We start from the raw sequence: 26,292 nt of genomic DNA on the forward strand, positions 1-26,292 counted from the left end.
CCCACCCACCCCTCCCACCCCAGCGAGAGGGACGCGCCCCCGCCCCCGTCCACCCCCAGCACCCCCCATTGCCCACCCCACCCCCAGGGCGCAGGCTGGAACACAGGGAGGTGCACCGCCCCATGAGCACCCTTGAGGAACAGATCGACATCGCCGCCCCCGTCCTCGCCGCCTGGGAGCAGCTGCACCGGGTGCACGAGTACCCCCGGTTCGTCGACGGCGTCCGCAGCGCCCACCCGCACGGCCGGAACCTCGCGCACCTCGGGGTGGAGATCGACGGCGACGAGCGCTCGGTCGACGCCGAGATCACCGACCGCGGCCGGGGCCGGGTGATGTCCTGGCGGACCACGGACGCCCCCCGGCTGCGCGGCGCCTTCGCGCTGCTGCCGCTCGACGCCGGGCACACCCGGTTGCAGATCCGGGTGGAGTACGACCCGGAGGCGTTGCACCGGGAGTTCGGCGGGCCGCGCGGCTTCGCCCAGGCCGGGGCGATCGAGCGGGCGGTGCGCGAGGATCTGGACCACTTCCGGGAGCTGGTCGAGGCACGGGTGAACGCCGCCGAGGCCCACCCGGAACCGTCGGACACCCCCGCCCCAACCCCCGCCCCAGCCCCCGGCCACCACCGCCCGTAAGCGCTGCATAAGCCCAGCTCAGGACGGGTGGTGAGGCTGTTCACAGCTCACCACCCGGCAGACCGTTCCAGTTTCAACCTGTGGCAGACTCGGGTCCCATGGACATCGGCCCGGTCACCAGGACGCTCCGCGCGGCGGTCTTCGCCGCGCTGGTCGTGCTGCTCGCCGGGCTCGGCCAGGTGCTGGTGACCGGCCGTGCGCTGCCGGTCGGCCCGATGCTGCCGGCCTTCGCCGGCGTCTTCGCGGTGGCCTTCGCGCTGGCCGGCCGCGAGCGCGGCTACCCGGCGATCGCGGCGGTGTTCCTGCCGCTGCAGCTGGGCACCGGCGCGCTGTTCGACCTCGCGCAGAGCACCTGTCCCTCGCTGCCGCCCGGTGCCGGGCACGGCCTGCGGCCGCTGCTGTGCGGCGGCGGCTCGCTCGGCGGGTTCCTGCTCGGCCACGGCGCCTCCGCGCAGACCGGCGTACTGCTGCTCCTGCTCGTGCTGCACACGGTGATCGCGCTGGCCGGCGCCTACTGGCTGCGCCGCGCGGACGCCGCGCTGTGCTGCCTGGCCGGTGCCGTCCGGATGCTGGGCGAGTTCCTGCACCGCCACCTGCCCGCCGCCGCCCGCTGGCTGCGGCTGCTGTTCGCCCCGCTGCCGGCCCGTCCGCCGGCGCGGGTGCCGTTTCCCCGGGCCAGCCGCACGCTGGTCCCCGCCGAGGACGTCGTCGTCCGTCCGGCCGTCCGGCGCGGTCCGCCGGTGTTCGCCCTGGCCGCCTGAGCGACGGCGCTCCCGCCCGCTCGACCGGCTGTTCTCTCCCCTCCCCACGGTCCCCGACCCTCCCCACGGTCCCCGACCGGCCCCTCCACGCGGTCCCCGACCGACCGCGTGCCTCCCCGTACGCCCGAGAGCACAGGACGACACCCCATGAGCAACACCCGCAAGGCCGACAAGAAGGCCTCCGCCACCGACCGCATGCGCGCCGCCCGGGCCCAGGCCGAGCGCTCCGACCGGATCCGCCGCCGGGTGGTGGTCGGCGGCGCCTCCGCCGCCGTGCTCGCCCTGGCGGCGGGCGTGGCCTTCGCCGTCGGCGGCTCCTCCGGCTCCGGCTCGGGCGCCGCGAACGGCCCGCTGGTCGTGCCGGCCAACGCGGGCGGCTCCGGCGGCACCGTGATCACCTACGGCAAGGCCGACGCCCCGCACACCCTGGAGGTCTACGAGGACTTCCGCTGCCCGTTCTGCGAGCAGCTGGAGACGACCACCGGCAAGGCGATCCAGCAGCTCGCCGACGAGGGCACCTACAAGGTCGAGTACCACCTGGCGACGTTCCTGGACAACAACCTCGGCGGCAAGGGCTCGCGCACCGCGCTGGCCGCCGCCGGCGCCGCGCTGAACGAGGGCGTGGACAAGTTCAAGGCCTTCCACGACGTGCTGTACGCCAACCAGCCGGACGAGCGCAGCGACGCCTTCGGCGACGTCAACCACATCCTGGACCTGGCCGGGCAGGTGCCCGGCCTGAAGACCGACGCCTTCGTGAAGGCGGTCACCGACCGGACCTACGCCCCGTGGGCGGCCAAGGTCAACGAGGAGTTCAACAAGAGCGACGTGACCGGCACCCCGACCGTCAAGCTGGACGGCAGGAAGCTGGACGTCCTCAGCAACGGCAAGGCCGTCTCCCCCGAGCAGTTCACCGCGATGGTCAAGCAGGTGACCGGATGACGGCCGACTCCCCCGCCGTACGGCCCGCGTACGGCGCGAGCCGCCCGTTCGCCTGGCTGCTGCTGATCGGCGGCGCGGTCGGCCTGTTCGCCTCGACGGTCCTCACGCTGGACAAGATCCGGCTGCTGGAGGACCCGTCGTACGTCCCCAACTGCAACATCAACCCGATCATCAGCTGCGGCTCGATCATGCGCAGCGAGCAGGCGGAGGCCTTCGGCTTCCCCAACTCGCTGATCGGGCTGGTCGCCTTCGGGGTGGTCGTCGCGATCGGTGCCGGGCTGCTCTCGGGCGCGGCGTTCCGGCGCTGGTTCTGGCTGGGCCTGCAGGCCGGGACGGTGTTCGGGGTCGGCTTCGTGACCTGGCTGATGTACCAGGCGCTGTACCGGATCGGCGCGCTCTGCCCGTACTGCATGGTGGTGTGGGCCGCGGTGATCCCGCTGTTCTGGTACACCACGCTGCACAACCTGCGTTCGGGTGTGATCCCGGTGGGCCCGCGGCTGCGGGTGGCCGTCCGGGAGGCGGTCCGCTACCACTGGGTCGTCCCGGCGCTCTGGTACGCGGTGATCGCGCTGCTGGTCCTCAACCGGTTCTGGTACTACTGGAGCACCCTGATCTGATCCCCGTCCGCCGCCCTGCCCGCTCCGGCGGGAGGGCGGCGGACCGTCCTCCCCGTGGGGTGCCATGCGTCGCAGGATCGTTCTCTTCGTCTCCGTGTCGGTCGACGGCTACTTCGAGGGCCCGAACCACGACCTCGGCTGGAACCTCGTCGACGACGAGGTGCACACCCACTTCAACCGGGTGCTCGCCCGGATGGGTGGTTTCGTCTCCGGCCGGGTGACGCACGAGCTGATGGCCTCCGTCTGGCCCACCGCCGACCAGGACCCGGACGCCGACGCCACGGTGGCCGAGTTCGCGGGCATCTGGCGCGCGATGCCGAAGACGGTCTTCTCCCGGACCCTCGACCGCGCCGACTGGAACACCACCGTCGTCCGCGAGGTCACCCCGGAGTCGGTCGCCGCCCTCACCGCCGGTCCCGGCGGCGACCTCGCCCTCAGCGGCGCGAACCTGGCGGAGTCCTTCCTCGCCCAGGACCTCGTCGACGAGTTCCGCTTCTACGTCCATCCCGTCGTCCTCGGCCGCGGCACCCTCTTCTTCCGCCCCGCCGACCACCCCGTCCCGCTCACCCTCAAGGACACCCACCGCTTCACCAACGGCGTCACCCTGCTCCACTACGAGCGCGGCGGCCCGTCCCCGCTGGACGGGTGACGGGCCGCCGCTGCGCTCGGGTCAGAAGGTGTACGCCTCGACCTCGGCGAGGAGTTCGGCGCGGCGCTCCTCGCTGACGAAGGAGGCGCGGAAGGAGTTGGCGGCCAGGCGGCGCTGGGTCTCCTGGTCGAGGCCGAGGGCCTCGCGGACGGCGCGGAAGTTGTCCTCGACGTAGCCGCCGAAGTAGGCCGGGTCGTCGGAGTTGACGGTGACCAGCAGGCCGGCGTCCAGCATCTCCCCCAGCGGGTGGTCGGCGAGGGTGTCGACGCAGCGCAGCCGGACGTTGGAGAGCGGGCAGACGGTCAGCGGGATCTGCTCGCGCACCAGGCGGGCGACCAGCTCGCCGTCCTCCAGGCAACGCAGCCCGTGGTCGATCCGCTCGACGCCGAGGACGTCCAGCGCCTCGGTGATGTACGCGGCCGGGCCCTCCTCGCCCGCGTGGGCGACCCGGCGCAGCCCGGCCTCGGCGGCCCGGCGGTACACCTCGCGGAACTTCACCGGCGGGTGGCCGACCTCGGCGGAGTCCAGGCCGATGCCGGCGATCCGGTCGAAGTAGGGGCGGGCGGCCTCGAAGGTCTCCAGCGCGGACTCCGCGGACTCGTCCCGCAGGAAGCACATGATCAGCTGGGTGCTGACGCCGTGCCGTTCCTCGCTGCGCTGCAGCGCCCGGGTCAGGCCGTCCACCACCACGCCCAGTGGCACCCCGCGGGCGGTGTGCGCCTGCGGGTCGAAGAAGACCTCCGCGTGGCGGACGCCCTGCTCGGCGGCGCGGGCGAGGTAGGCGTCGGCGAGGTCGGCGAAGTCGTCCTCGGTGCGCAGCACGGCCATCAGCGCGTAGTAGAGGTCCAGGAAGGACTGGAGGTCGCTGAAGGAGTACGCCTCGCGCAGCGCCTCGGTGTCGGCGTACGGCAGCTGGACGCCGTTGCGGGCGGCGAGCTCGAAGGCGAGCTCGGGCTCCAGGGTGCCTTCGATGTGCAGGTGGAGTTCGGCCTTGGGAAGCGGCATGTGCGATCTGTCCAGCGGTAGCGGGTGGACCCGGAGGTGACGGAAGGATCATCCTATGAGCTTCTCGACGTGGGGGGCTCGGCGGGCGACCCGCTCGGACCTGCCCGGCCGGAACCGACCGGGTGCACCGGCGACGCTCCGCGGGCACCCTGTAGGAGGGGACTTCCGCCGAGGAGGCACCGAGATGCGGCACGCCGAAGACCCGCACATCCGGCCCGCGGGCATCTCCCCGCACGCCCTGGGCAACGACACGCTCCTGCACGAGCTGGAACAGCTGCACCGCACCCGCCACGAGACCTTCCTGTACGGCTCGGAGGAGGCGCTGAAGCGGCACACGCTGCGCACCGGCGAGCTGGAGGCCGAGTACCTGCACCGCTTCCCCAACCGGCAGGTCACCGCGGCCCGGACCAGGGCCGGGGCCAGGGCCAGGGAGGCGGCCGCCCGGGTGGAGTCGCTGCCGGAGTGACCGGAACGGGCCGCGCGCCCGCCGGGACACGCCGGGCGCGCGGTGGTGTGCCCGGAGCCGGGCCGTCGGAGAGGGTGTGAGGGCAGACGCACCGGACCCGAACCTCCTGGGAGCCCCGCATGCCCATCGCCAGCGTCAACCCCGCGACCGGCGAGACCGTCCAGACCTTCGAGCCGCTCGACGCGGCCGGCATCGAACGGCGGCTGGCCCGCGCCGAGGCCGCCTTCCACAGCTACCGCCGCACCTCCTTCGCGGCCCGCGCCGAACTGCTGCGCCGCGCCGCCGACCTGCTGGACCAGGAGCAGGAGGCGGTCGCCCGCACCATGACCGAGGAGATGGGCAAGCCGCTCGCCGGGGCCCGCGCCGAGACCGCCAAGTGCGCCAAGGCGATGCGCTGGTACGCGGACAACGCCGAGGCGCTGCTCGCCGACGAGCACCCGGCCCCGGAAGACGTCGCCGACTCCGGCGCCGCCCGCGCCTACGTCCGCTACCGCCCGCTCGGCCCCGTGCTGGCCGTGATGCCGTGGAACTTCCCGCTGTGGCAGGTCATCCGGTTCGCCGCGCCGGCGCTGATGGCGGGCAACGTCGGCCTGCTCAAGCACGCCTCCAACGTGCCGCGCACCGCGCTGGCGATCGAGGAGCTGTTCCAGCGGGCCGGCTTCCCCGAGGGCTGCTTCCAGACGCTGCTGATCGGCTCGGGCGCGGTCGAGGGCGTGATCCGGGACCCCAGGGTCGCCGCCGTCACCCTCACCGGCAGCGAGCCGGCCGGGCGGGCGGTCGCGGCCACCGCGGCGGACGTGGTGAAGAAGGCCGTGCTGGAGCTGGGCGGCAGCGACCCGTTCGTCGTCCTGCCGAGCGCCGACGTGGACGAGGCGGCGCGCACCGCCGTCCGGGCCCGGGTGCAGAACAACGGCCAGTCCTGCATCGCCGCCAAGCGCTTCATCGTGCACACCGACGTGTACGACCGCTTCACCTCCGCCTTCACCGAGGCGATGCGCGCGCTGAAGGTCGGCGACCCGATGGACGAGGGCACCGACGTCGGCCCGCTGGCCAGCCGCCAGGGCCGGGACGACCTGGAGGAGCTGGTCGAGGACGCCCGTACCCGGGGCGCCCGGGTGGAGTGCGGCGGCGGGCGGCCCACCGGCTGGGACTCCGGCTGGTTCTTCGAGCCGACGGTGCTCACCGGCATCACCCCGGCGATGCGGATCCACCACGAGGAGACCTTCGGCCCGGTCGCCACCGTCTACCGGGTGGCCGACCTGGACGAGGCGGTGGCCGTCGCCAACGACACCCCGTTCGGGCTCAGCGCCAACGTCTGGACCACCGACGAGGCCGAGCGGGAGCGCTTCGTGCGGGACATCCAGGCCGGCGGGGTGTTCTTCAACGGGATGACGGCCTCCCACCCGGCGCTGCCGTTCGGCGGGGTCAAGCGTTCCGGGTTCGGGCGGGAGCTGTCCGGGCACGGGATCCGGGAGTTCTGCAACGTCACCACGGTGTGGATCGGCTGAGCCCTCCCGGGCCCGCGCCCGCCCCGGGCCGGTCAGGACGCCACGCGGTGGCGGCCCGGCCCGGGGGTCATCCAGCGGGCGATCACGCCGCCCAGCGCGATGAGCGTCAGCCCCCAGAAGATCGCCATCGGTATCAGCACCGGCAGCAGGCTCACCTGGACGGCCACCATGCAGAGGCCGATCGAGAGCGCGACCATGAACGTCACCACGGTGGGGCTGAGGCCGAGCAGCCAGTGCCAGGCGCGGTGCCCGAAGCCCCGGTTCCGCTGGGCTTCGGGCTCGGCCCGTTCCTTGGCGTCGAATTCCTGGTAGGTCAGCAGGTCCATCGGGATCGCCTCCAATGCTGGACGGCTGGACGGGAGGAACGCCTGGCCCGGGAGGGTCAGGAGGCCTTGCGGGGAGCCGAGGACTTCCGGGCGGTGGTCTTCTTCGCGGCCGAACCCTTCGCCGATCCCTTCGCCGAGCCCTTCGCCGAACCCCCTGCGGAGCCGGCGCCGGTGGTCTTCGCGGTCGCCTTCGGGGCGGCTTTCGGGGCCGACTTCGCGCCGGTCCGCTTCGTCGGGGCGCGCCTGCGCGGCGCGGGCTCCTCCCCCTCGGCGTCCTCGGCGCCGCCCGGCCCGCCGCCCCGCCCGCCCTTGGCCTGCTTGAGGCTGCTGCGCAGCGCCTCCATCAGGTCGATCACGTTGTCCGGCGCCTCGCCCGGCTCCTCCTCGTGCGGGACCTCCACGCCCTCCAGCCGCGCGGTGATCACCTGCTGCAGCGCCTGCTGGTAGTCGTCGTGCAGCTGGGAGAGGTCGAAGTCCTCGGAGAGGGTGTCCATCAGCGACCGCGCCATCTTGAGCTCCTGCGGTCGGACGGTGACGTCCCCCTCGGGCGCGATGCCGGCCGCCGGGCGGACCTCGTCGGGCCAGATGCAGGTCTGGAGCACCAGGGTGTTGTCGTGCACCCGCAGCACCGCGGGCGACTCCCGGGTGCGCAGCGCGATCTTGGTGACGGCGATCTGCCCGGACTCGGTGAGCGCGTCGCGCAGCAGCGCGTACGGCTTGGCGGCGGCCTTGTCGGCGACGCCGACGTAGTAGGCCTTGGAGAACATCAGCGGGTCGATCTCGTTCTCGTCCACGAAGGCCAGCACGTCGATGATCTTCTTGCTGGGCAGCGGCAGGTCGGCGAGGTCCTCGTCGGAGAGCGTGACGGTCCGCCCGTCGGGGGACTCGTACCCCTTGGCGATCTCCGCGTATGGGATCTCCTTCTCCTCCCGCTCGCAGTACCGCTTCATCCGCACCCGGCCGCCGTCCTTCTCGTGCACCTGGTGCAGCGGGACGTCGTGCTCCTGGGTCGCGGAGTACAGGTGGACGGGGATGGTGACCAGCCCGAAGCTGATCGTCCCCTTCCAGGTGGTCTGCATGGGGTCGCTCCTGACCGGCGCCGGGAGCCGGCCGGCACCGCGAACGCTCGGGATGCTCCTACGGCATGCCCCGAGAGTCCCACTCTGCCCGGATTTGCGAGGATCGGCCACACCGCGCCGACAATGGGCCGAGGAGGACGATGTGGATGACCGCCCGCAGCCGGGAGAACCGGCAGGACCGGGCCGGGCCGCCCCCGCCGGAGCGGTACGGCTACCTGGTGACGTACGCGGTGCGGGGCGAGCCCGGCGCCCGGCGCGCGGAGGTGGCCGTCCTGCCCGGATACTCACAGGAGGAGGACATCCCCCGGATCCTGGCCGCCCGGCTGACCGGGCGACCGGCGGACGAGACCTCGATCACCGTCCTCGACGTGCGGCCGATCTGACCGCCCACCCACGGGCGATTTGAGCCCCAACAGAGCTTGGGAACCTCTCAAAAGGCTGACGATGCATCAGATTTGAGGTTTCCATGCCACCTTTCCACCCACCCCGACCAGGTCTTTTACGTTCGTTGAGCGAACAGTTACCAAAAAATTGTTCCGATCACCGGTGCGTGGAAGTTAGGTTGCGACGCAATGCGCGGGCAAGTCCCCCACCCTCCGGCATGACGAGTCGAGGGTCACACCGCGCTGGAAAGGCACAGGGTCCCGAGATGAGTGCGGACACCACCAGGCCCACCACGGCCACCAAGCTCCCCCAGCAGACCGGCCCGGTCGGGCACGGCGGCGACGGCCACCTGAAGGCCGGGCTCAAGAACCGCCACCTGTCGATGATCGCCATCGGCGGCGTGATCGGCGCCGGCCTGTTCGTCGGCTCCGGCGCGGGCATCGCGACCACCGGCCCGGGCATCCTGCTCTCCTACGCCCTGGCCGGCGCGCTGGTCGTGCTGGTGATGCGGATGCTCGGCGAGATGGCCGCGGCCGACCCGCAGAGCGGCTCGTTCTCGGCGTACGCGGACCGCGCGCTGGGCCGCTGGGCCGGCTTCTCCATCGGCTGGCTGTACTGGTTCTTCTGGGTCGTGGTGCTCGCGGTCGAGGCGACGGCCGGTGCGAAGATCCTCAACAACTGGGTGCCCGGCGTGCCGCAGTGGGGGTGGGCGCTGATAGTGATGGCGGTGCTGACCGCCACCAACCTCTTCTCCGTGGCCTCCTACGGCGAGTTCGAGTTCTGGTTCGCCGGGATCAAGGTGGTCGCGATCGCCGCCTTCCTGGTGATCGGCACCCTCGCCGCCTTCGGCCTGCTGCCCGGCACCCACGCGGTCGGCGCCAGCAACCTCACCGGCCACGGCGGCTTCCTGCCGCACGGGGTGGGCGCGGTGTTCACCGGAATGCTCACCGTGGTCTTCGCCTTCATGGGCAGCGAGATCGTCACCCTGGCCGCCGGCGAGTCGGAGGACCCGGAGAAGGCGGTCAGCAAGGCCACCAACAGCGTCATCTGGCGCATCGGGATCTTCTACCTGGGCTCGATCCTGCTCGTGGTCACCCTGCTGCCGTGGGACTCCGCCGACGTCAAGGCGAGCCCGTACGTGGCGGTGCTGGACCACATCGGCATCCCGGGCGCCGGCCAGGTGATGGACGTGATCGTGCTGACGGCGGTGCTGTCCTGCCTCAACTCCGGGATGTACACGGCCTCCCGGATGGCCTTCTCGCTGGGCCAGCGCGGGGACGCGCCCAAGGCCTTCGCCACGGTGACCTCGCGCGGCGTGCCGCGGGTGGCGATCCTCTCCTCGGTGGTCTTCGGCTTCATCGCGGTCTTCTTCAACTACACCTCGCCGGACACCGTGTTCGCCTTCCTGCTCAACTCCTCCGGCGCCGTCGCGCTCTTCGTCTGGCTGGTGATCTGCGCCACCCAGCTGCGGATGCGGAAGATCATCGAGCGTGAGATGCCCGAGCGGCACACCGTCCGGATGTGGCTGTACCCGTACCTGACCTGGACGGCCATGGGCATGATCGGGTTCGTCATGGCGTACATGTTCACCGACGCCGACGGGCGCAAGCAGATGTACCTGTCGCTGGTCGCCGCAGCCATCGTGCTGGCGGCCTCGGCCGTGGTGGGCCGACGGCGGCGGGCCGCGGTGGCGGCGGGCTCCTGACCCGCCCGCCCCGCGCGGGAACGCCGGGCCCGGGAGCCGATGCGGAGGCTCCCGGGCCCGGCGCCGTTTCTCCGGCGCCGTCCCGCCGGCCGGTCCGTTGGTCGGTTCGTTCGACGCCCCGCCGGGCGCCCTGTTCGCCACCCCGCCGGGCGTCCTGTTCGACGCCCCGTTCACCCTCCACAGTTTGACCAAGGCACGTCAAGGGGGATATCTGGGCCAGCGCTCCCCCACGAGCACTTCCCGACCCTCACCGGGAGATCCCGTGCCGATCCCGCCCACCCCCACGCCGCCCTCCCCGCCACCGCCCCGCGCGGAACCCGAGACCGCACGCCTGCGCTTCGGCCGTCGGCTGCGCCACTGGCGCGAAGCCCGCGGCCTCAGCCAGGCCGAGCTCGGCCGGCTGCTCGGCTACCACGACTCGCTGATCAGCCGGGTGGAGAACGCCCGCCGCTGGCCGCCGCCGGGGATGCCCGACCGGGCCGACGAACTCCTCCTCGCCGACGGCGAGCTGGCGCAGCTGTGGCAGGCCCTTCGACGGGAACGCCGACGCCTCGGCGAACTCGCCGCCGCCGCCCGGAAACCCCTCGCCGCCGACACCGCCCCACCGGACGCCGCCACCGTCGAGGTGCTCGCCCAACTGCTCGCCGTCTACCGCGCCGCCGTCGACCGGATCGGCGGCGAGGAGCTGGCCGCCGTCCTGGAGCACCACGCCCGCACCCTGGCCGGCCGGCCATGCACCGGCCCGCGCGAGAGCCCCACCGCCGACCGCTCGCTCGCCGCCCAGTACGCCGAGCTGGCCGGCTGGGCCCACTTCGAGGGAGACCGCCACGCCCACGCGCTCGGCTGGTACACCACCGGGCTGGAGTGGGCCCGCACGAGCGACGACCGGGCCACCACGGCCGCCCTGCTCGCCCGGCAGAGCACCCTGTACTGGTGGCACGGGGACGCGGCCACCGCGCTCGCCCTGGCGGAGGCCGCCCGGAGCACCGCCCCTCCCCTGCCGGAGCTGCGGGCCTGGGCCGCCGTCGTCCAGGCCCATGCCCACGCACTGGCCGGACAGGCACCGCAGGTCCGCCGGACCCTGGCGGACGCCCGGCGACTGACCGGCGCCGCACTGCGCTCCGGCGCGCCGACGCCCTGGACGGAGCGCGCCGAGCTGGTCCTGGCCGTCGCCCATGGCACCTGCCACCGGGACCTCGCCCTCCACACCGGCCGCAGCGCCCACGCCCACGCCGCGGCGGACCGGCTGGAGGCGGCCCTGCGACTACTCGACCGGGCCGCCCGCCCGCGCGACCACGCCCTGATCACCGCCCGCCTCGCCGGCGCCCGCGCCCTCGCCGGTCACCCCGACGCCGCGGCCGCTCTGCTCTCCCGGCTGCCCGCGAACACCACCGGCCGCATCGCCCGCGAGCAGCGGCGTGCCGGGGAGTGGCTGCGCCGGTGAAAGCCGAGCTCCGCGGCCCCGGCCCGGACGCCGCCGCCGGTGAAAGCCCGGACGCCGCGCCGGCGCCCGGACGCACGGCAGCGGGGCCGGCCACCACCTGCGGGAGTGGTGGCCGGCCCCGCCGGACCGGTCCGGCGGCCCCTGCGGGTCGGCTCAGAGGCCGGCCGCCGCCGAGGCGATGGCCGCCGCGTACGTGCTCACCTGGGAGTAGACGCCCGGGTAGCCCGCGCGGGCGCAGCCGTTGCCCCAGCTGACGATGCCGACCTGGATCCAGCGGCCCGCCGCGTCCTGGCGGACCATCGGGCCGCCCGAGTCGCCCTGGCAGGTGTCGACGCCGCCCTGGGAGACGTAGCCCGCGCAGAGCGAGCCGGCCTTGTTCAGGCCCGGGTAGGCGCCGGCGCAGGTGGCGTCGTCGACGAACGGCACGGTGGCCTTGAGCAGGTACCGCTGCTGGGCGCCGCCCTCGCTCGCGGCGCCCCAGCCCATGATGGTGAAGGTGCCGTTGTCGTAGGCGGTGGAGGTGGCGATCGGCAGGGTGCTGACCAGGCTGCCGCTGATCGGCGAGGCCAGCTTGATCAGCGCCCAGTCGTTGCCGTTCTCGGCGCCGGTGAAGGACGGCGACTGGTAGACGTACGAGGAACGGACCTTGATCGCGGTGCCGCTGCGCAGGTCGACCGCTCCCGCGGTGACGGTGATGCTGCTGTTGGCGCCGGTGCCGTCGACGCAGTGGGCGGCGGTGAGCACGATCTGCGAGGTGTAGAGCGCGCCGCCGCAGCCCATCGAGAGCCGCACCATGAACGGGAACTCGCCCTGCGCCGCCCGCGTGCCGCCGACCACGCTCGGCGACGGCGCGGGCGAGGCGGCGGCGGGCAGCACGAGTGTGCCGACGCCGAGCACCAGACCGATCAACAGGCTCATCAGCCTGCCGAGTTGACGCTTCATCGGACTCCTCCTTGCAGGTGGGGGAAGACCGAGGGTGGCCCGGCGGGCGGCGCTACAGGAGGGGGGCGCCCTTGCCGGTCGGAACTGGCAGGAACACGGCAATGCGGGGTTCCGGGCCGGGAGGCCCTAGGGTGATCGCCCATGCGAGATCTTGTGGCGGGGACGAAGTACCTGGTCGCGGGCCAGAAATGGGTGGGCCGGCACGGCCGCTGGTGGGGCTTCGGGATGCTGCCGGCCCTGCTCACACTGGTCGGCTACGTCATCGCGCTCGCCTTCCTCGGCGCCTGGGCCAAGGACCTCGCGGACTGGGCAACCCCGTTCGCCGACCACTGGGGCTCACCCTGGCGGGAACTGCTGCGCGACGCGCTCGCGGCGATCGTCTTCGGCGGCGGACTGCTGCTCTCCCTGCTCACCTTCACCGCGGTCACCCTGGTGGTCGGACAGCCCTTCTACGAGGCGCTCTGCGCCGAGGTCGACGAGACCGAGGGCGACGCGCCCGCCGCACCGGACACCGCGCTCTGGCGCGAGCTGCTGACCGCGGTGCGCGACAGCCTGTACGTGCTGGTGCGGGTGGCCGCGTTCGGCGTGGTGCTGTTCGCCTGCGGGTTCATCCCGGTGGTCGGGCAGACGGTGGTCCCGACGCTCGGCTTCCTGGTGGCCGGCTTCTTCATGACCGTCGAGCTGACGGCCGTCGCCCTGCAGCGGCGCCGGGTGCCGCAGCCCGAGCGAATCCGGCTGCTGCGCGCCCGGCTCGGGCTGGCGCTGGGTTTCGGCACGCCGCTGGTCCTGGCCTTCCTGGTGCCACTGGTCACGGTGCTCGCCATGCCGGGGGCCGTCGCCGGCGCCACTCTGCTGGCCCGCGACCTCGTCCCGACCGCCCCGCAGGAGGAGCGGGAGAGGCCGGCCCCCGGCGCCTCCGCCCCCGACGCCCCCGCCCCCGCCGGGCCGCCCGTCCCGGGCAATCCGTACGCGACCCCCTGAGGCCGTGACCCTCCGCTCACGCTGCGCCGACATCGGGTGGGCGAACGTGTGAGCCCGCCCACAGGGGGATCGCCATCCACGATCCCCGATAGTGGACGCGCGCCCCGGGGCTGCCGACCCGACTCCGCCGAGGCTCCCCGGGCGGACCGTCCACGGCCGCGCTCCGCCTGAAGAACACAGGCCACAGTCGGTGTCGACACTGCGATCCTTCACCGCCTCCGAGCCTCTTCCCCCGGATGGGCAATTCGGGCAAACGCGCACAAATCAACCGCCGATCCTTGCCGCGTCGGCTCCGCGGCCACGATCGGACGTAGTAGAGAACGCCTTTGCCACCCGTCCTCGGCCCTGCCAAGAATGGCCCGTCGCCAGGCAGCGCAGCCTCACCTCCGCCGCCGCGCCGCCCGCCCCCGCCTCTCCGGCCGGGGCGCCACGGCCGTCCGTCCAGGGCGGCCGCAGCGGGCCCCGCTCAGCCGGAGCCCGCGCGATGCCCCGCCCCCGATGCCCACCGGCACGGCCCCGACGGAGAAGGATCGTCCGCCCGATGCAGCTCAGCCAGCTCAGCCATGCCCGACGCAACTCCCTGATCACCGGTGTCGCCACCCTCGTGGTCGCGAGCGCCGCCACCGCGGCCCTCGCCATCCCGCAGACCGGGAACGCCACCGCGGCCGCCCCGGTGGCCGCCGTGTCGGCGGATGGCCGGCCGGTCACCGAGCCGGGCCAGGCCGACACCGCTGCCGCCGACGCGCAGGCCGCCCAGGAGGCCCAGGCCAAGGCCGAGGCGGACGCCGCCGCCCAGGCGCAGGCCCAGGCGCAGGCTCAGGCCGAGGCCCAGGCTCAGGCTCAGGCCGACGCGAAGGCCAAGGCCGACGCCGAGGCCGCCGCCTCCCGTTCCCAGGAGCGCCAGAACCTCGACAGCGCGCCGGCCGCCTACTCCGGCACCCCGCAGCAGATCGCCGCGCAGATCGTCCCGGCCGGCCAGCTCCAGTGCTTCAGCAACATCGTGTTCCGCGAGAGCAGCTGGAACCCGCTCGCGGTCAACGCCTCCTCCGGCGCGTACGGTCTGGTCCAGGCCCTGCCCGGCTCCAAGATGGCCTCCGCGGGCGCCGACTGGCGCACCAACCCGGCCACCCAGATCAAGTGGGGCCTGAACTACATGAACACCCGCTACGGCAGCCCCTGTGCCGCCTGGTCGTTCTGGCAGGCCCACCACTGGTACTAAGCCGGACCCGTTCGGCCACCGGTGCCCGCGACGCACCTCGCGTCGCGGGCACCGGCGCACATCGCCGCAGGTCGGGGCGGGCGTGGACACGTCCGGCAGGCGGCGTGAAGATATGGCGCACGCTCGTACGATTTGCCACCGATTGCTCGGAATTACGGACCGTCAGGGCTTTGCCACGGTCCGCAGGCCCACTTACGCTCCGGCGTCATGCCCTCGCCCCTGATCAGCGTCGTGGTCCCCGCCTACGACCAGCACGGACAGCTCGCCGACTGCCTGGACTCGCTGCTCGCCCAGTCCCTGGCCGACATCGAGGTGATCGTGGTCGCCGACCGCTCCCCCGAGACCGCGGGTGGGCTCGCCGACGCGTACGCCGCCCGGCACCCGCACGTGTCGGTGCTGCACCTGAACGCGGCGGTCGGGGTCGGGGCGAGCCGGAACGCGGGGGCGGCGCGGGCGGCCGGCGAGTACCTGCTGTTCCTGGACGCCGACCACCTGCTGCCCCGGGACGCCCTGCGGACGCTCGCCGACCGGCTCCGGCAGACCGGGCCGGTGGACGTGCTGCTGTTCGGCCACTCCCGCCGCCACCAGGACCGGGACTGGCCGGGCGGGGCCGAGGCGCTGCTCGCCGAGGCCGGCCCCGAGCCGTTCGCGCCCTTCGACCGGCCCGAGCTGTTCGGCGCGCCGCCGCTGATCTGGGACCGGCTGGTCCGCCGCGGCCACTGGGCCGAGCTGGGCCTGGCCTTCCCGCCCGGCCGCTACGAGGAGGTCCCGGTGGCGCACGCGGCGCTGCTCGGCGCCCGGAGCGCCGCCGTGCTGGCGCGCGAGTGCGTCCAGCTGCGCCGCCGGGAGACCGTCCACCCGGCGGGCGGGCCCGGCAGCAGCGTCTTCGACCTGTTCGAGCAGTACGAGCGCAGCTTCGCCCTGCTGGAGGACCAGCCGCACCTGTACGCGGTGCGCGACGCGCTGTTCGTCCGGATGATCAGGCACTACCTGTTCGTCTTCGACCTGGCCGGCTGCGTCCCCCGCGCCGAGCGGCCGCAGTTCTTCCACCGCGCCGCCGAGCACCACCGGCGCTTCCAGCCGCCCGGCCACCGCCGGCCCGGCGGCCGCGAGGGGATCAAGTTCTCGCTGCTGGCGGGCGGCGCCTACCCGGCGTTCGAGGTGGCCAAGCTCTCCCACATCGCGCGCGGCACGCTCACCGGACGGAAGTAGCTCGGCGGGCGTGCGCGGTGCCGCCCTCGGCGGCCATCGCCGCCGCGATCCGGCGGGCCCGCTCGGCCCTCACCCCCGCGGGCTGCGGCGGCAGCACGTCCATCCACAGGGGCAGGGTCGAGCCGCGCAGCTGGGCCACCCCCTCGGGGCGGGCGAGCAGCCACAGGTGCAGGTGTGCCGAGCCGTCGCCCCAGCGGTTCACGTGGACCCGGCCGACGCCGCCGAGCGACCGTACCGCCCGCTCCACCCGCTGCAGCATCGGGCCCAGCCGCGCGGACAGTTCGGCCGGCAGGTCCAGCAGGTCGTGGTGGGCGCGCGGCCAGAGGAGCAGGGTGGCGGGCAGACCGTTCGGCTCGTCGGTGGTGCCGAGCCGCCAGTGCTCGTCGGTCCACAGGAAGTCGGTGTCGGGGCGGGCACAGTCCGGGCAGCTCTCCGGGCCGTCCTCGCCGTTGCGGGGCGGCTCCGGCAGCTCGGGCGCGCGCAGTTCCCGGACGGTCAGCTCGCCCTCGTACGGGAAGATCTCCCAGGACGGCGCGCCGTCCGCCGGGAAGGGCAGCGGCTCGCCGATCGGGAGGCGGGCGAGGTAGGCCTCGGGGCCGGCCGGGTCAACGGGCACGGGTTCGTCGATCATGACCGCCGAGGGTGCCACATGACACCCCGTCGGCGGTACCCCCGTCGTGCCCGGTACCGGTCCGGCCGGGTGCCTGCGATCATCGGCGGAGCCGTCGCCGCACCCGCCCGGGAGGTCCCTGGTGAGCCGTCCGTCCGCCGTACCCGGGGCCGCGCTGGCCCGTGAGCTGGCCGCCGTGCTGCGCGGCGAGGTCCGCTTCGGCGCCGCCGAGCGCACCGTCTACAGCCAGGACGCCTCCAACTACCGGCAGTTGCCGCTGGGCGTGGTCAAACCCGCCGACCTCGACGACGTGCGCACGGCACTGGCGCTGTGCCGCGAGCACCGGGTGCCGGTGGTGGCGCGCGGGGCCGGGACCAGCATCGGCGGGCAGGCGATCGGCCCGGGCGCGGTGGTGCTGGACTTCCGCCGCCACCTCGGCGCGGTGCTGGAGCTCGACCCGCAGGCCCGCACCGCGCGCGTCCAGCCCGGCACCGTGCTGGACGACCTCCAGCGCGCCGCCAGACCGTACGGGCTGCGCTTCGGCCCCGACCCGTCCACGCACAGCCGCTGCACCATCGGCGGCATGATCGGCAACGACTCCTGCGGCTCGCACTCGCTCGCCTGGGGGCGCACCGCCGACAACGTCGAGCGGCTGGAGCTGCTTCTCGCGGACGGCACCGAGCTGACCGTCGGCGGACGGCTCACCTCCCGGGAGCGTGCCGCGCTGGCCGCGCGGCCCGGAAGGGTCGGTCGACTCCACGCCGAGCTACAGGAGTTCACCGACCGCAACCTCGCCGTCATCCGGCAGGGCATGCCGCAGCTGCCCCGCCGCACCTCCGGCTACCCGCTGGACGCGCTGCTGCCCGAGCACGGCCACGACCTGGCCCGGGCGCTCACCGGCACCGAGGGCACCTGCGCGCTGCTGCTCGGCGCCACCGTCCGACTGGTCGAGGACCCGCCCGCGCGAGCCCTGGTGGTGGCCGGCTACCCCGACGAGGGCGCCGCCGCCGACGCCGTCCCGGCGCTGCTGCCCCACGGCCCGCTGACCGCCGAGGGCATGGCGGCCGACCTGATCGCCGCGCTGCTCGCCGCCGGGCCCCGGCCGCCCGCGCTGGACCGGCTGCCCGCCGGCGAGTGCTGGCTGTTCCTGGAGACCGGCGGCGACACCCCGTTGGCGGCCTACCAGGCCGCCCGCCGACTCGCCGACGAGGTGCGCCGCGAACGCTCCGCCACCGTCGCGCTGGTCACCGACCCGGTCGAGCGGCGCCAGCTGTGGGCCGTCCGGGAGGCCGGCGCGGGGATCGTCACCCGGCTGCCCGGAGGCGGCCAGGCCTGGCCCGGCTGGGAGGACTCCGCCGTCCCTCCCGAGCGGCTCGGCGACTACCTCCGGGACCTGCGCGCCCTGCTGCGCCGGCACAGCCTGCGCGGTGTCCCGTACGGGCACTTCGGCGACGGCTGCGTGCACCTGCGGATCGACTTCCCGCTGGACGAGCCCCAAGGGGTGCTGGTCTTCCGGGAGTTCCTGGAGCAGGCGGCCGATCTGGCGGTCTCGTACGGCGGTTCGCTCTCCGGCGAGCACGGCGACGGGCAGGCCAGGGCGGAGCTGCTGCCGCGCATGTACCCGCCCGAAGTCATCGGCTTGTTCGGCGAGTTCAAGCGGATCTGGGACCCGGAGAACCTGCTCAACCCGGGCGCCCTGGTCGATCCCCGCCCGCTCGACGCGGACCTGCGCTTCGTCACCGCCCCGCGCCGCACGCTGCCACTGGCGCTCCCGTACGAGCAGGACGGCGGCAGCCTGGTCAAGGCGGTGCACCGCTGCGTGGGCGTGGCCAAGTGCGTGGCCCCGGGCAGCGGGGTGATGTGCCCGAGCTACCTGGCCACCAGCGAGGAGCGGCACTCCACCCGGGGGCGGGCCCGGCTGCTCGCCGAGATGCTGCGGGGGATGGGGGCGCCTCCCGGCCGCCGGGCCGGGGCAGCGGTCGCGGACGGGTGGCGCTCGCAGGAGGTCCGCGAGGCGCTGGACCTCTGTCTGAGCTGCAAGGGCTGCGCGAGCGACTGCCCGGTGCACGTCGACATGGCGACGTACAAGTCCGAGTTCCTGTACCAGCACTACCGGCACCGGCCGCGTCCGCTCGCGCACTACTCGATGGGCTGGCTGCCGCTCTGGCTGCGGGTCGTCGCTCTCGCGCCCGGGGCCGCCAACACGCTCGCCCGCTCCCGGGCCGGCGCTCTGCTCAAGCGGCTCGGCGGGATCGACCGGCGCCGGGTGCTGCCGGTCTTCCCGCCGGAGACCTTCACCGCCTGGTACCGGCGGCACCGCGCCGAGCACCCGGCTCCGGCGGGCGCCCGGCCGGTGCTGCTGTGGCCGGACACCTTCTCCGAGCACCTCCAGCCGAACGTGCCGCGCTCGGCCGTCGAGGTGCTGGAGCACCTGGGCTTCGACGTCCGGCTGCCCTCGGGCCCGGTCTGCTGCGGGCTCACCTGGCACTCCACCGGCCAACTCGGCACTGCCCGAAGGGTGTTGCGGCGCAGCCTGCGAACGCTGGACGGAACCGGTCTCCCGGCCGACACCCCCGTGGTCGGCCTGGACCCGAGCTGTACCGCGACCCTGCGCGAGGACCTGCCCCGACTGCTCGGCACCGAGGGCCGCCCGCTCGCCGACCGCACCCGCACCTTCGCCGAGTTCCTCGACGAGTACGCCCCCGACGCCCCGCTCCCCCGGATCCGGCTGGACGCCCTCACCCAGACCCACTGCCACCAGCACGCGGTGCTCGGCAGCGCCGCCGACCGCCGGGTGGAGGCCCGGCTCGGTCTGAACAACCGGGTACTGGAGGCCGGTTGCTGCGGCCTGGCGGGCAACTTCGGCTTCGAGCAAGGGCATTTCGAGGTGTCCGTGGCGATCGCGGAGCGGGTACTGCTGCCCGAGGTCCGCGCGGCCGGTCCGGCGACGGTGGTGCTGGCGGACGGCTTCAGCTGCCGCACCCAGATCGCCCAACTCGCCGACGGGCGGCAGGCCCTGCACCTGGCGGAGCTGATCGCCCGGGAACTGCGCCGCTAACGCGCGTGCGCGGCGAGGAAGGCCCCGGCGTGCGCCGCGGCCTCCTCCCGGGTCCGGTGCTCGTCGGCCGCCTCGCCGGTGGCGCCGTCGGCGCCGGTGGCCACCCAGCGCCAACCGCCGACCGTCTCGACCAACTCCGCAGTACCACCGAAGAGTTCGAGCGAGTCAGACTTCGCCACCGGGCGACTGACGGCCTCCGGCCACTTCTTCCTGGCTCCCTGTCGGGTGATACCCCAGGCGGCGCCGAGTCGCTCGTAGCTGGCACCGTAGGACCCCGCGGTGGCGGCCGCGCCCGCGGCGAGCCGCTTGACCTCGGTGTCCACCAGCTTCCAGGCGGACAGCACGGAGAGGGCCACCTCGACCGGATCGGCGTTCCACATCCGCTCCGCGGGCAGGCCGGTCGTGCGGGCGCGCACGGCGGCGGCGAGGGGGCCAAGGGCATCGAGAAGGGCCTTGGCCAGTTCGGCCCGTTCCTCATGGGTGATCTCCACGACGGTCATATCGACAACTTTAGTTTCCAAGCTCGGTCACGACAACCGAAGTTACCGACGGAGTCGATCCAGCGGGCTCGAGCCCTGCCCCTCCGGCGCGAACGGGACCCCCGAGGAGAGCCCCCGCAGGCCGACCGCCAGGGCCTCCCCGAGGAAGCCCACGCCGATCGACAGTTGGACCGGCCGAGCGTCCGCGGCCAGGCCGAAGTGCGCGGCGAGCGCGGCGAAGCCGGCCATCACGGCGAGCGAGAGCGCCGCGACGAGGAAGGTCCACCCGGTGTAGCGCTGCCACAGCACGCCCTCGCGCTCGTAGACCCGGACGGTCGCGCCGCGCACCGCCCCCAGCGCGACGCCGAGCGCGGCGCCCGCCACGATCCAGCCGTAGTCGGCCGCACCGAGGCCGTGCCGCTGCGCGAGCGCCCACACGCCGAGGCCGGTGAGCACCACCGGCGGCGCGAAGAGGTCCCGGGCGTTGAGCGGTTCGCCTCGCAGCCGCAGGATCACGACCACCACGACCACGGCGGCGATCAGCCCCACGTGCACCCAGCCGTTCATTCCCGCTCCCCCAAAGTTTTGTAGCTCGACCGTGCTAAATCAGCAATTTAGCTCGCCCGTGCTATAACGGCAACATGCCGAAGATCGTCGACCCCGCCGAACGCCGCCAGGCCGTCGCCGACGCCGTCCTGCGCGTCGCGGCCCGCGAAGGACTGGAGCACGCCTCACTGCGCAACGTCGCCGAGGAAGCCGGACTGGCCGTCGGCTCGGTGCGGCACTACTTCGCCGGCAGCTCGGAGCTGATGGTCTTCGCGATGGGCGAGCTGGCCCACCGGATCGAGACCCGCATCCGCGTCCACGCCGCCGCCCTGCTCGACCCTGCCGCCGCCGGGACCGACCGGCGCGAGCGGACCGTCCGACTGCTCGCCGAAACCCTCCCGCTGGACGCCGCGCGCCGGGAGGAGTCCGCGCTCTGGCTCTCCTTCGTCACCGCCGCCCGCACCCGGCCCGGCCTGCGGCCCCGTGCCGCCGAACTGCATTCCGGGCTCGACGAGTTGGTCCGCCGCGTCCTCGCCGAGTCCGCACGCGCCGGCGGCCTGGCCCCCGGCCTCGACCTCGAGCTCGAGACCCGCCGGCTCTCCGCCCTGTTGGACGGCCTCGCCCTCCAGGCCGTCCAACACCCCGACCTGGTCGGCCCGGACGACCTGCGCGCGGTACTGCGCCGACACCTCGACACCCTTGCCGCACCGACCTCCTGACGGAACGTCTACTCACCCCGCACAATGGCGCGATGACCCTCACCACCGCCGACGCGGACAAGCTGTTGACCGAGCACTTCGCTCCCTGGGTGCGGGACCTGGGGCTGTCGACCGTCGAGACCGGCGAGCCACGCGGTACTGCGGCTGCCCTCGTCCGACCAGCTCGCCCGCCAGGGCGGCGCGCTGTCCGGCCAGGCGCTGATGGCCGCCGCCGACACGGCCTGCGTGATCGCCCTCTCGGCCGCCCGCGGCGGCTTCGGCCCGATGACCACCGTCCAGCAGTCCGCCGCCTTCCAGCGGGCCGTACTCGCCCAGGACCTCCTGGTGCACGCCCGGATCACCAAACTCGGCCGCCGGATCGCCTTCCTCGACATCACCCTCACCCCCGATGGCGCCGAAAGCCCCGAGGACACCGCAGACCCGGCCGCCCACGCCACCGCCGTCTACGCCCTGGGCTGACCCGGCCACCACCCGGGTGTCACACCGCCGTGCCCGCCGGTGTCCTGATGCCGCCAGGTCATCGGACCCCGTCATCGGACACAGTGGAGCGCACACATGAGCAAGGTCTGGTTCGTCACCGGTTCCTCCCGCGGCCTCGGCCGCGCCTTCGTCGAGGCGGCCCTGTCCCGCGGCGACAAGGTGGCCGCGACCGCCCGCGACACCGCGCGGCTCGCCGACCTGGTCACCGCCCACGGGGACGCGGTGCTCCCGCTCCCGCTGGACGTCGCCGACCGGGACGCCGTCCACCGCGCCGTCCAGCGGGCCCACCGGCACTTCGGCCGGCTCGACGTCCTCGTGAACAACGCCGGCTACGGCCTGTCCGGCGCCGTCGAGGAACTCTCCGAGGAGCAGCTGCGCGACCAGCTGGACACCAACCTGTTCGGCCCGCTGCGGGTCGTCCAGGCCGCACTCCCCCTGCTGCGCGCCCAGGGCTCCGGGCACGTCGTCCAGATCTCCTCGGTCGCCGGCGTCGCCGCGTTCCCGCTCGGCGGCGGGTACTGCGCCTCCAAGTGGGCCCTGGAGGGCCTGAGCGAGGCGCTCGCCCAGGAGGTCGCCGGGTTCGGCGTCAAGGTGACCGTGGTCGAGCCGGGCAGCTACGCCACCGACGCGGTCGCCTCCGCCGTACGCGCCGAGGCCGACCCGCACTACGACGGGCTGCGCGCGGCCTTCGCCGCCCACGCCGCCTCACTCGACGTCGGCGACCCGGCCGCGGCGGGCCGGGCCCTGCTCCGGCTCGTCGACGCCGAGCGGCCGCCGCTGCGGGTGTTCTTCGGCGCCCAGGGCCGGCCGATACTCCAGCAGGTCTACGCCGACCGGCTGGCCGGCTGGGCCGAGTGGGCCGAACTCTCCCTCGAGGCGCACGGCCCCGCCGCCCCGGCCGCCTGACCGGCACGACCAAGCGACCGTGGCTCCACCCCGGCGGGGGCGGGGCCACGGCCCACGTGCGCACGACGGCTTCAGCCCCCGGGCGGTCGTCCCGGGCGGGTCAGCCCTGGGCGGCCCCCGCGGGCGCCTCCTCCGCGCAGACCGCCGCCACGAACTCGGCGACCCGTGCCTGCGGCAGACCGCGCGCGATGTCCGCCTCACTGATCATGCCGACCAGCTTGTGCTCCGGATGGTTGATCACCGGCAGCCGACGCACCTGGTACTGCTCCATCACCCGCAGCACCTGGTCACAGTCCTCGTCCGCCTCCACCGTCATCGGCCGCCCCTGCGCCAGTTCGCCCGCCGTCACGGACGCCGGGTCGCGGCCCTCGGCGACGCAGCGCAGCACGATGTCCCGGTCGGTCAAGATCCCCGACAGCTTGTCGCCCGGCCCGCAGATGGGCAGGGCGCCCACATGGCGTTCCCGCATGATCCGGGCGGCAGCCGCGAGCGTCTCGTGCTCGCGGATGCACTCCGCGCCCGGGTGCATGATGTCGCTGGCTTTGGTCATGGTCCGCCTCCTGACCTGGCTTCCCCTCTCTCGTCCATCGTGGTCCGGGTGGATGGCCGACGCCACCGGGGCCGTCCCGCCCGTCCCGCTCGGGCGGTGGGCTCAGCCCCCTCCGCCCGGCCCGGTGGCCTCGTCCGGCTCGATCCGACCGTCCGGCGACTCCGTACGGTTCAGCGGCGAGCGCTCCAGCACCTCCTCCAGCGGCGGGAGTTCGTGCCGGGGCTGGTCCGGTTCGAGCTCCTCCTCCGGGACCTCGCCGCTCTCCACCGCCTCCTCCGCGGCCTTCGCCCCGGCCGCGGCCGCGGCGGCCGTGAGCAGGTTCCGCTGCTGGACCTCCGTCGCGCTGTCCAGGAAGCGCAGCAGCTCCACCGGGAACGGCAGCACCAGCGTCGAGTTCTTCTCCGCGGCCACCTCCACCACGGTCTGCAACAGCCGAAGTTGGAGCGCGGCCGGGGTCGCGCTCATCACCGCCGCGGCCTCCGACAGCCGCTCCGAGGCCTGGTACTCGCCGTCCGCGGTGATGATCCGGGCCCGCCGCTCCCGCTCGGCCTCCGCCTGCCGGGCGATCGAGCGCTTCATCGACTCCGGCAGCGCGACGTCCTTGATCTCCACCCGGTCGATCTCGATGCCCCAGCCCAGCGCCGGACTGTCGATCATCAACTCCAGCCCCTGGTTGATCGGTTCCCGGTTGGCCAGCAGGTCGTCCAGCTCGCTCTTGCCGATGATCGAGCGCAGCGAGGTCTGCGCGACCTGGGAGATCGCGAAGTTGTAGTCCTGCACGTTGACGGTGGCCTTCACCGGGTCCACCACCCGGAAGTAGACCACCGCGTCCACCCGCACGGTCACGTTGTCCCGGGTGATGCCCTCCTGCGCCGGGATCGGCATCGTCACGATCTGCACGTTCACCCTGCGCAGCCGGTCCGCGATCGGCATCAGCGCCACCAGCCCGGGAGCGCGCACCTCGTCGCGCACCTTCCCGAAGCGGAACACCACGCCCTTCTGGAACTGCTGGACGACCCTGATGCTCATGCTCGCCCAGATCGCCCCCAGCCCGGCGAGCCCCGCGAGGGCGCCCAGCACCGCATCGACGATCATCGCGGCCTCCTTGCGGCCTGCGCACACACCGGCGCGTCCGGCCGGCCCCGACCCGGACCGGCCGGGGACCGCCGGAGCAACTGATTCCACGCTACGCCTGCCCGGCCGACGCCGGAACGAACGCCCGGAAGCCCCTAGGATCTCGACCATGCCGACCGTGGCCGCGCCCTCCTCCCCCGCCGACGACCCGGACGACCCCCGGCACCCCGCCGAGGCGGCCGCCCGGGCCGGCACGCTCGCCGCGCTGGACCGCGTCGTCACCGGCTGCCGGGCCTGCCCGCGCCTGGTCCAGTGGCGCGAGGAGACCGCCCGCACCAAACGCCGCGCCTACCAGGACTGGGACTACTGGGCCCGCCCCGTCCCCGGCTTCGGCCCGCCGGACGCCCCGCTCGTCCTGGTCGGCCTCGCCCCCGCCGCCCACGGCGCCAACCGCACCGGCCGGATCTTCACCGGCGACCCCTCCGGCGACCTGCTCTACGCCGCCCTGTACGAGCTCGGGTTCGCCAACCGCGCCGTGTCCGTCCGCCACGGCGACGGGCTGGAGCTGTCCGGCGTCCGGATCACCGACCCGGTCCGCTGCGCCCCGCCGGACAACAGGCCCAGCACCGCGGAACGCGACACCTGCCGGCCCTGGATCAGCCGGGAGCTGGAGCTGATGCGCCCCACCGTGCGCACCGTCGTCGCCCTCGGCGGCTTCGCCTGGCAGGCGATGCTGCCGGTGATCGCCGACTCCGGCTGGCAGGTCCCGCGGCCCCGCCCCGCCTTCGGCCACGCCACCCTGGCCACCTTCCCGGCCCGCGACGGCGGCCCGGAGCTGCGGATGTACGGCTGCTACCACGTGAGCCCCCGCAACACGAACACCGGTCGGCTGACCACCACGATGCTCCGCGACCTGCTGCGCGAGGCAGCCCGCTCGGCCGGGCTCGACCCCCGGTAGCCCCAAGCGCCAACCGCGCCCGCAGGTGCACCCGGGCGCCGACCGAGCACGACACCGCAGGACGCGCCCGTGTTCCGGGGCACACCGCCCGGGCGCTAGCCGAACCGGGCCAGCTTGCGCTTGCCCGCCCGCCGCCAGACGTCCGGCAGCCGTCGCCGGGCGGCCTCCTCGGTGGCCAGCTGGCGGCCGTACAGGACCCCGTAGCCGAACGGCTCGCCGCTGCCCGCCGCGTGGGCGGCGAGCGTGCCGGCGGCGACCACCGCGTCCTGGTGCTCGCCCAGGACGTCCTGGACGGCCTTCATCCGCCGGGCGTAGCGCTCGGCCCGGGCGCCGATCGCCGCGGCGGCGGTCTCGCCGGCGTAGCGGGCGCGCTTGGCCGCCTTGCGGGCCTGGTGGAGGGCGACGGCCCGGTCCGCGGGGGCGGCGGCGAGGGCGGTGCGGACACGCTCGGCGGTGCGGTGCTGCTCGCGGGCGGCGATCCGGGAGAGCTCCGGGACCGCGCTGCGGGCGGCGCGCGGTCGCAGCGGCGGGTCGGCCAGCAGGGTGGCGAGGGCCTCGCCCATGGCGCGGCGGCGGGGGCTGTCGAGGGCGGCGACCACCTCGGGCCACACCTCGCGGTACTCGGCCCGGCCCCACCGCTCCAGCGCGGCGGCGACCCGCTGCGGCTCGCACTCGGCGGGCAGCTCGCGGGCCTCGGCGGCCAGGCGCTCGGCCAGCACCTCGCGGTCCCGTGCCGCGCCGAGGGCGGCGGCGAGCCAGCGCAGGTCGGCGACCAGCTCGTCGGTGGCACCGGGGATGAACAGCCGTCGGAAGGTCCGCAGGGCGCTGCGCAGCCGGCGGCAGGCGACCCGCATCCGGTGCACGGCGTCCGGCTCGTCCGCCCGGACGGCGTCGTCCAGGCCGGCCAGTTCCGCCGTCTGCGCCCCGATGCGGGCCAGCAGCACCTCCCCCACCGTGGGATCGGGTCTCGCCATGCGCGCTCGCCCCCTCGTCGGGTCAGCGGGAACGTCTTCCAGACTAATCCGCGGACGGCCGCTGTCGAC

At 74.2% G+C, this 26,292-nt stretch carries 27 protein-coding genes and 1 pseudogene; 18 read left to right on the forward strand and 10 right to left on the reverse strand.

The features are described from left to right. Positions 1-122 precede the first annotated feature (122 nt). From ACWDBE_RS04060 to ACWDBE_RS04080, 5 genes are all read left to right on the forward strand, one after another. The gene (locus ACWDBE_RS04060) at positions 123-632 is read left to right on the forward strand and encodes an SRPBCC family protein (RefSeq protein WP_449807153.1); all 510 of its coding nucleotides are present in this window, start codon (positions 123-125) and stop codon (positions 630-632) included. Between the two features lie 98 nt (positions 633-730). Beyond that, positions 731-1,393 carry a hypothetical protein gene (locus ACWDBE_RS04065; protein WP_449807154.1) on the forward strand — a complete coding sequence of 221 codons (663 nt, stop codon included), beginning with the start codon at positions 731-733 and terminating at the stop codon, positions 1,391-1,393. A gap of 147 nt (positions 1,394-1,540) precedes the next feature. Beyond that, positions 1,541-2,332, forward strand: coding sequence for a DsbA family protein (locus tag ACWDBE_RS04070; protein ID WP_449787729.1), 792 nt, complete (start codon positions 1,541-1,543; stop codon positions 2,330-2,332). Continuing rightward, positions 2,329-2,949, forward strand: a complete 621-nt coding sequence (locus ACWDBE_RS04075) for a vitamin K epoxide reductase family protein (protein ID WP_449787730.1) — start codon at positions 2,329-2,331, stop codon at positions 2,947-2,949. The genes ACWDBE_RS04070 and ACWDBE_RS04075 overlap by 4 nt, the downstream gene beginning before the upstream one ends. Positions 2,950-3,013: 64 nt before the next feature. Then, a complete protein-coding gene (locus ACWDBE_RS04080) occupies positions 3,014-3,598 on the forward strand; it encodes a dihydrofolate reductase family protein (protein WP_449787731.1) in 585 nt (194 codons plus the stop codon). A 21-nt stretch (positions 3,599-3,619) separates the two neighbouring features. Here the strand turns inward: ACWDBE_RS04080 and ACWDBE_RS04085 are convergent, their stop codons facing one another. Next, positions 3,620-4,603, reverse strand: coding sequence for an adenosine deaminase (locus ACWDBE_RS04085; RefSeq protein WP_449807155.1), 984 nt, complete (start codon positions 4,601-4,603; stop codon positions 3,620-3,622). Positions 4,604-4,787: 184 nt separating this feature from the next. On the opposite strand from ACWDBE_RS04085, the gene ACWDBE_RS04090 reads away from it, so the two are divergent. Further along, positions 4,788-5,069 carry a DUF6158 family protein gene (locus ACWDBE_RS04090; RefSeq protein ID WP_449787733.1) on the forward strand — a complete coding sequence of 94 codons (282 nt, stop codon included), beginning with the start codon at positions 4,788-4,790 and terminating at the stop codon, positions 5,067-5,069. A 119-nt stretch (positions 5,070-5,188) separates the two neighbouring features. Then, positions 5,189-6,577 carry an NADP-dependent succinic semialdehyde dehydrogenase gene (locus tag ACWDBE_RS04095; RefSeq protein ID WP_449787734.1) on the forward strand — a complete coding sequence of 463 codons (1,389 nt, stop codon included), beginning with the start codon at positions 5,189-5,191 and terminating at the stop codon, positions 6,575-6,577. 32 nt (positions 6,578-6,609) lie between these two features. On the opposite strand, the gene ACWDBE_RS04100 is transcribed toward ACWDBE_RS04095, so the two are convergent. Then, positions 6,610-6,903 (reverse strand): hypothetical protein, encoded by a 294-nt coding sequence (locus ACWDBE_RS04100; protein WP_449787735.1) that lies wholly within the window; start codon positions 6,901-6,903, stop codon positions 6,610-6,612. A gap of 56 nt (positions 6,904-6,959) precedes the next feature. Beyond that, positions 6,960-7,982, reverse strand: a complete 1,023-nt coding sequence (gene ku, locus ACWDBE_RS04105; RefSeq protein WP_449787736.1) for a non-homologous end joining protein Ku — start codon at positions 7,980-7,982, stop codon at positions 6,960-6,962. A gap of 146 nt (positions 7,983-8,128) precedes the next feature. On the opposite strand from ku, the gene ACWDBE_RS04110 reads away from it, so the two are divergent. From ACWDBE_RS04110 to ACWDBE_RS04120, 3 genes are all read left to right on the forward strand, one after another. Continuing rightward, a complete protein-coding gene (locus tag ACWDBE_RS04110) occupies positions 8,129-8,365 on the forward strand; it encodes a hypothetical protein (RefSeq protein WP_449787737.1) in 237 nt (78 codons plus the stop codon). Between the two features lie 266 nt (positions 8,366-8,631). Then, positions 8,632-10,071 (forward strand): amino acid permease, encoded by a 1,440-nt coding sequence (locus ACWDBE_RS04115; RefSeq protein WP_449787738.1) that lies wholly within the window; start codon positions 8,632-8,634, stop codon positions 10,069-10,071. A gap of 262 nt (positions 10,072-10,333) precedes the next feature. Further along, a complete protein-coding gene (locus ACWDBE_RS04120; protein ID WP_449787739.1) occupies positions 10,334-11,515 on the forward strand; it encodes a helix-turn-helix domain-containing protein in 1,182 nt (393 codons plus the stop codon). A 153-nt stretch (positions 11,516-11,668) separates the two neighbouring features. Here the strand turns inward: ACWDBE_RS04120 and ACWDBE_RS04125 are convergent, their stop codons facing one another. Next, positions 11,669-12,457, reverse strand: a complete 789-nt coding sequence (locus tag ACWDBE_RS04125) for a S1 family peptidase (protein WP_449787740.1) — start codon at positions 12,455-12,457, stop codon at positions 11,669-11,671. Between the two features lie 141 nt (positions 12,458-12,598). Here ACWDBE_RS04125 and ACWDBE_RS04130 point away from each other — a divergent pair, with 141 nt between their 5' ends. The 3 genes from ACWDBE_RS04130 (at position 12,599) to ACWDBE_RS04140 (ending at position 15,869) form a co-directional block, all read left to right on the forward strand. After that, positions 12,599-13,438, forward strand: coding sequence for an EI24 domain-containing protein (locus tag ACWDBE_RS04130; RefSeq protein WP_449807156.1), 840 nt, complete (start codon positions 12,599-12,601; stop codon positions 13,436-13,438). A 541-nt stretch (positions 13,439-13,979) separates the two neighbouring features. Further along, on the forward strand, positions 13,980-14,657 hold the full coding sequence (locus ACWDBE_RS04135) for an aggregation-promoting factor C-terminal-like domain-containing protein (protein WP_449807157.1): 678 nt from the start codon (positions 13,980-13,982) through the stop codon (positions 14,655-14,657). A gap of 207 nt (positions 14,658-14,864) precedes the next feature. Next, on the forward strand, positions 14,865-15,869 hold the full coding sequence (locus ACWDBE_RS04140; RefSeq protein WP_449807158.1) for a glycosyltransferase family 2 protein: 1,005 nt from the start codon (positions 14,865-14,867) through the stop codon (positions 15,867-15,869). Here the strand turns inward: ACWDBE_RS04140 and ACWDBE_RS04145 are convergent. Continuing rightward, on the reverse strand, positions 15,853-16,500 hold the full coding sequence (locus tag ACWDBE_RS04145) for an HIT family protein (protein ID WP_449787744.1): 648 nt from the start codon (positions 16,498-16,500) through the stop codon (positions 15,853-15,855). The two genes, ACWDBE_RS04140 and ACWDBE_RS04145, sit on opposite strands and share 17 nt — an antisense overlap. A 121-nt stretch (positions 16,501-16,621) precedes the next feature. Between ACWDBE_RS04145 and ACWDBE_RS04150 the strand changes: the two genes are divergently transcribed. Beyond that, on the forward strand, positions 16,622-19,537 hold the full coding sequence (locus ACWDBE_RS04150; RefSeq protein WP_449807159.1) for an FAD-binding and (Fe-S)-binding domain-containing protein: 2,916 nt from the start codon (positions 16,622-16,624) through the stop codon (positions 19,535-19,537). On the opposite strand, the gene ACWDBE_RS04155 is transcribed toward ACWDBE_RS04150, so the two are convergent. Both ACWDBE_RS04155 and ACWDBE_RS04160 read right to left on the reverse strand, forming a co-directional pair. After that, entirely contained in the window at positions 19,534-20,037 is a 504-nt protein-coding gene (locus tag ACWDBE_RS04155) for a hypothetical protein (protein WP_449807160.1), read from the reverse strand. The two genes, ACWDBE_RS04150 and ACWDBE_RS04155, sit on opposite strands and share 4 nt — an antisense overlap. A 42-nt stretch (positions 20,038-20,079) precedes the next feature. Next, entirely contained in the window at positions 20,080-20,583 is a 504-nt protein-coding gene (locus ACWDBE_RS04160; RefSeq protein WP_449807161.1) for a DUF1453 domain-containing protein, read from the reverse strand. Positions 20,584-20,657: 74 nt separating this feature from the next. Here ACWDBE_RS04160 and ACWDBE_RS04165 point away from each other — a divergent pair, with 74 nt between their 5' ends. The 3 genes and pseudogenes from ACWDBE_RS04165 to ACWDBE_RS04175 all read left to right on the forward strand — a co-directional run bounded on the left by ACWDBE_RS04165 (position 20,658) and on the right by ACWDBE_RS04175 (position 22,667). After that, entirely contained in the window at positions 20,658-21,281 is a 624-nt protein-coding gene (locus tag ACWDBE_RS04165; RefSeq protein ID WP_449807162.1) for a TetR/AcrR family transcriptional regulator, read from the forward strand. 32 nt (positions 21,282-21,313) lie between these two features. Continuing rightward, a pseudogene (locus tag ACWDBE_RS04170) lies at positions 21,314-21,740 on the forward strand (PaaI family thioesterase). A 96-nt stretch (positions 21,741-21,836) separates the two neighbouring features. Then, a complete protein-coding gene (locus tag ACWDBE_RS04175) occupies positions 21,837-22,667 on the forward strand; it encodes an SDR family NAD(P)-dependent oxidoreductase (protein WP_449807163.1) in 831 nt (276 codons plus the stop codon). A gap of 100 nt (positions 22,668-22,767) precedes the next feature. Here the strand turns inward: ACWDBE_RS04175 and ACWDBE_RS04180 are convergent, their stop codons facing one another. Both ACWDBE_RS04180 and ACWDBE_RS04185 read right to left on the reverse strand, forming a co-directional pair. After that, a complete protein-coding gene (locus tag ACWDBE_RS04180; RefSeq protein ID WP_449787750.1) occupies positions 22,768-23,217 on the reverse strand; it encodes a CBS domain-containing protein in 450 nt (149 codons plus the stop codon). A 102-nt stretch (positions 23,218-23,319) separates the two neighbouring features. Continuing rightward, entirely contained in the window at positions 23,320-24,312 is a 993-nt protein-coding gene (locus tag ACWDBE_RS04185) for a slipin family protein (RefSeq protein WP_449787751.1), read from the reverse strand. A 148-nt stretch (positions 24,313-24,460) separates the two neighbouring features. Between ACWDBE_RS04185 and ACWDBE_RS04190 the strand changes: the two genes are divergently transcribed. Then, on the forward strand, positions 24,461-25,249 hold the full coding sequence (locus ACWDBE_RS04190; protein ID WP_449807164.1) for a uracil-DNA glycosylase: 789 nt from the start codon (positions 24,461-24,463) through the stop codon (positions 25,247-25,249). Positions 25,250-25,344: 95 nt separating this feature from the next. Here the strand turns inward: ACWDBE_RS04190 and ACWDBE_RS04195 are convergent, their stop codons facing one another. Beyond that, complete coding sequence (locus ACWDBE_RS04195; protein ID WP_449807165.1) at positions 25,345-26,223, reverse strand: CHAD domain-containing protein; 879 nt, start codon at positions 26,221-26,223, stop codon at positions 25,345-25,347. Positions 26,224-26,292 lie beyond the last annotated feature (69 nt).

The organism is Kitasatospora sp. NPDC001132, from assembly GCF_053598415.1.

Bases quoted from the DNA above. Each gene is read 5' to 3' on its own strand.
- ACWDBE_RS04060 (WP_449807153.1), top strand. From the start codon at position 123: ATGAGCACCCTTGAGGAACAGATCGACATCGCCGCCCCCGTCCTCGCC.
- ACWDBE_RS04065 (WP_449807154.1), top strand. From the start codon at position 731: ATGGACATCGGCCCGGTCACCAGGACGCTCCGCGCGGCGGTCTTCGCC.
- ACWDBE_RS04070 (WP_449787729.1), top strand. From the start codon at position 1,541: ATGAGCAACACCCGCAAGGCCGACAAGAAGGCCTCCGCCACCGACCGC.
- ACWDBE_RS04075 (WP_449787730.1), top strand. From the start codon at position 2,329: ATGACGGCCGACTCCCCCGCCGTACGGCCCGCGTACGGCGCGAGCCGC.
- ACWDBE_RS04080 (WP_449787731.1), top strand. From the start codon at position 3,014: ATGCGTCGCAGGATCGTTCTCTTCGTCTCCGTGTCGGTCGACGGCTAC.
- ACWDBE_RS04085 (WP_449807155.1), bottom strand. From the start codon at position 4,603: ATGCCGCTTCCCAAGGCCGAACTCCACCTGCACATCGAAGGCACCCTG.
- ACWDBE_RS04090 (WP_449787733.1), top strand. From the start codon at position 4,788: ATGCGGCACGCCGAAGACCCGCACATCCGGCCCGCGGGCATCTCCCCG.
- ACWDBE_RS04095 (WP_449787734.1), top strand. From the start codon at position 5,189: ATGCCCATCGCCAGCGTCAACCCCGCGACCGGCGAGACCGTCCAGACC.
- ACWDBE_RS04100 (WP_449787735.1), bottom strand. From the start codon at position 6,903: ATGGACCTGCTGACCTACCAGGAATTCGACGCCAAGGAACGGGCCGAG.
- ku (WP_449787736.1), bottom strand. From the start codon at position 7,982: ATGCAGACCACCTGGAAGGGGACGATCAGCTTCGGGCTGGTCACCATC.
- ACWDBE_RS04110 (WP_449787737.1), top strand. From the start codon at position 8,129: ATGACCGCCCGCAGCCGGGAGAACCGGCAGGACCGGGCCGGGCCGCCC.
- ACWDBE_RS04115 (WP_449787738.1), top strand. From the start codon at position 8,632: ATGAGTGCGGACACCACCAGGCCCACCACGGCCACCAAGCTCCCCCAG.
- ACWDBE_RS04125 (WP_449787740.1), bottom strand. From the start codon at position 12,457: ATGAAGCGTCAACTCGGCAGGCTGATGAGCCTGTTGATCGGTCTGGTG.
- ACWDBE_RS04130 (WP_449807156.1), top strand. From the start codon at position 12,599: ATGCGAGATCTTGTGGCGGGGACGAAGTACCTGGTCGCGGGCCAGAAA.
- ACWDBE_RS04135 (WP_449807157.1), top strand. From the start codon at position 13,980: ATGCAGCTCAGCCAGCTCAGCCATGCCCGACGCAACTCCCTGATCACC.
- ACWDBE_RS04140 (WP_449807158.1), top strand. From the start codon at position 14,865: ATGCCCTCGCCCCTGATCAGCGTCGTGGTCCCCGCCTACGACCAGCAC.
- ACWDBE_RS04145 (WP_449787744.1), bottom strand. From the start codon at position 16,500: ATGATCGACGAACCCGTGCCCGTTGACCCGGCCGGCCCCGAGGCCTAC.
- ACWDBE_RS04155 (WP_449807160.1), bottom strand. From the start codon at position 20,037: ATGACCGTCGTGGAGATCACCCATGAGGAACGGGCCGAACTGGCCAAG.
- ACWDBE_RS04160 (WP_449807161.1), bottom strand. From the start codon at position 20,583: ATGAACGGCTGGGTGCACGTGGGGCTGATCGCCGCCGTGGTCGTGGTG.
- ACWDBE_RS04165 (WP_449807162.1), top strand. From the start codon at position 20,658: ATGCCGAAGATCGTCGACCCCGCCGAACGCCGCCAGGCCGTCGCCGAC.
- ACWDBE_RS04175 (WP_449807163.1), top strand. From the start codon at position 21,837: ATGAGCAAGGTCTGGTTCGTCACCGGTTCCTCCCGCGGCCTCGGCCGC.
- ACWDBE_RS04180 (WP_449787750.1), bottom strand. From the start codon at position 23,217: ATGACCAAAGCCAGCGACATCATGCACCCGGGCGCGGAGTGCATCCGC.
- ACWDBE_RS04185 (WP_449787751.1), bottom strand. From the start codon at position 24,312: ATGATCGTCGATGCGGTGCTGGGCGCCCTCGCGGGGCTCGCCGGGCTG.
- ACWDBE_RS04190 (WP_449807164.1), top strand. From the start codon at position 24,461: ATGCCGACCGTGGCCGCGCCCTCCTCCCCCGCCGACGACCCGGACGAC.
- ACWDBE_RS04195 (WP_449807165.1), bottom strand. From the start codon at position 26,223: ATGGCGAGACCCGATCCCACGGTGGGGGAGGTGCTGCTGGCCCGCATC.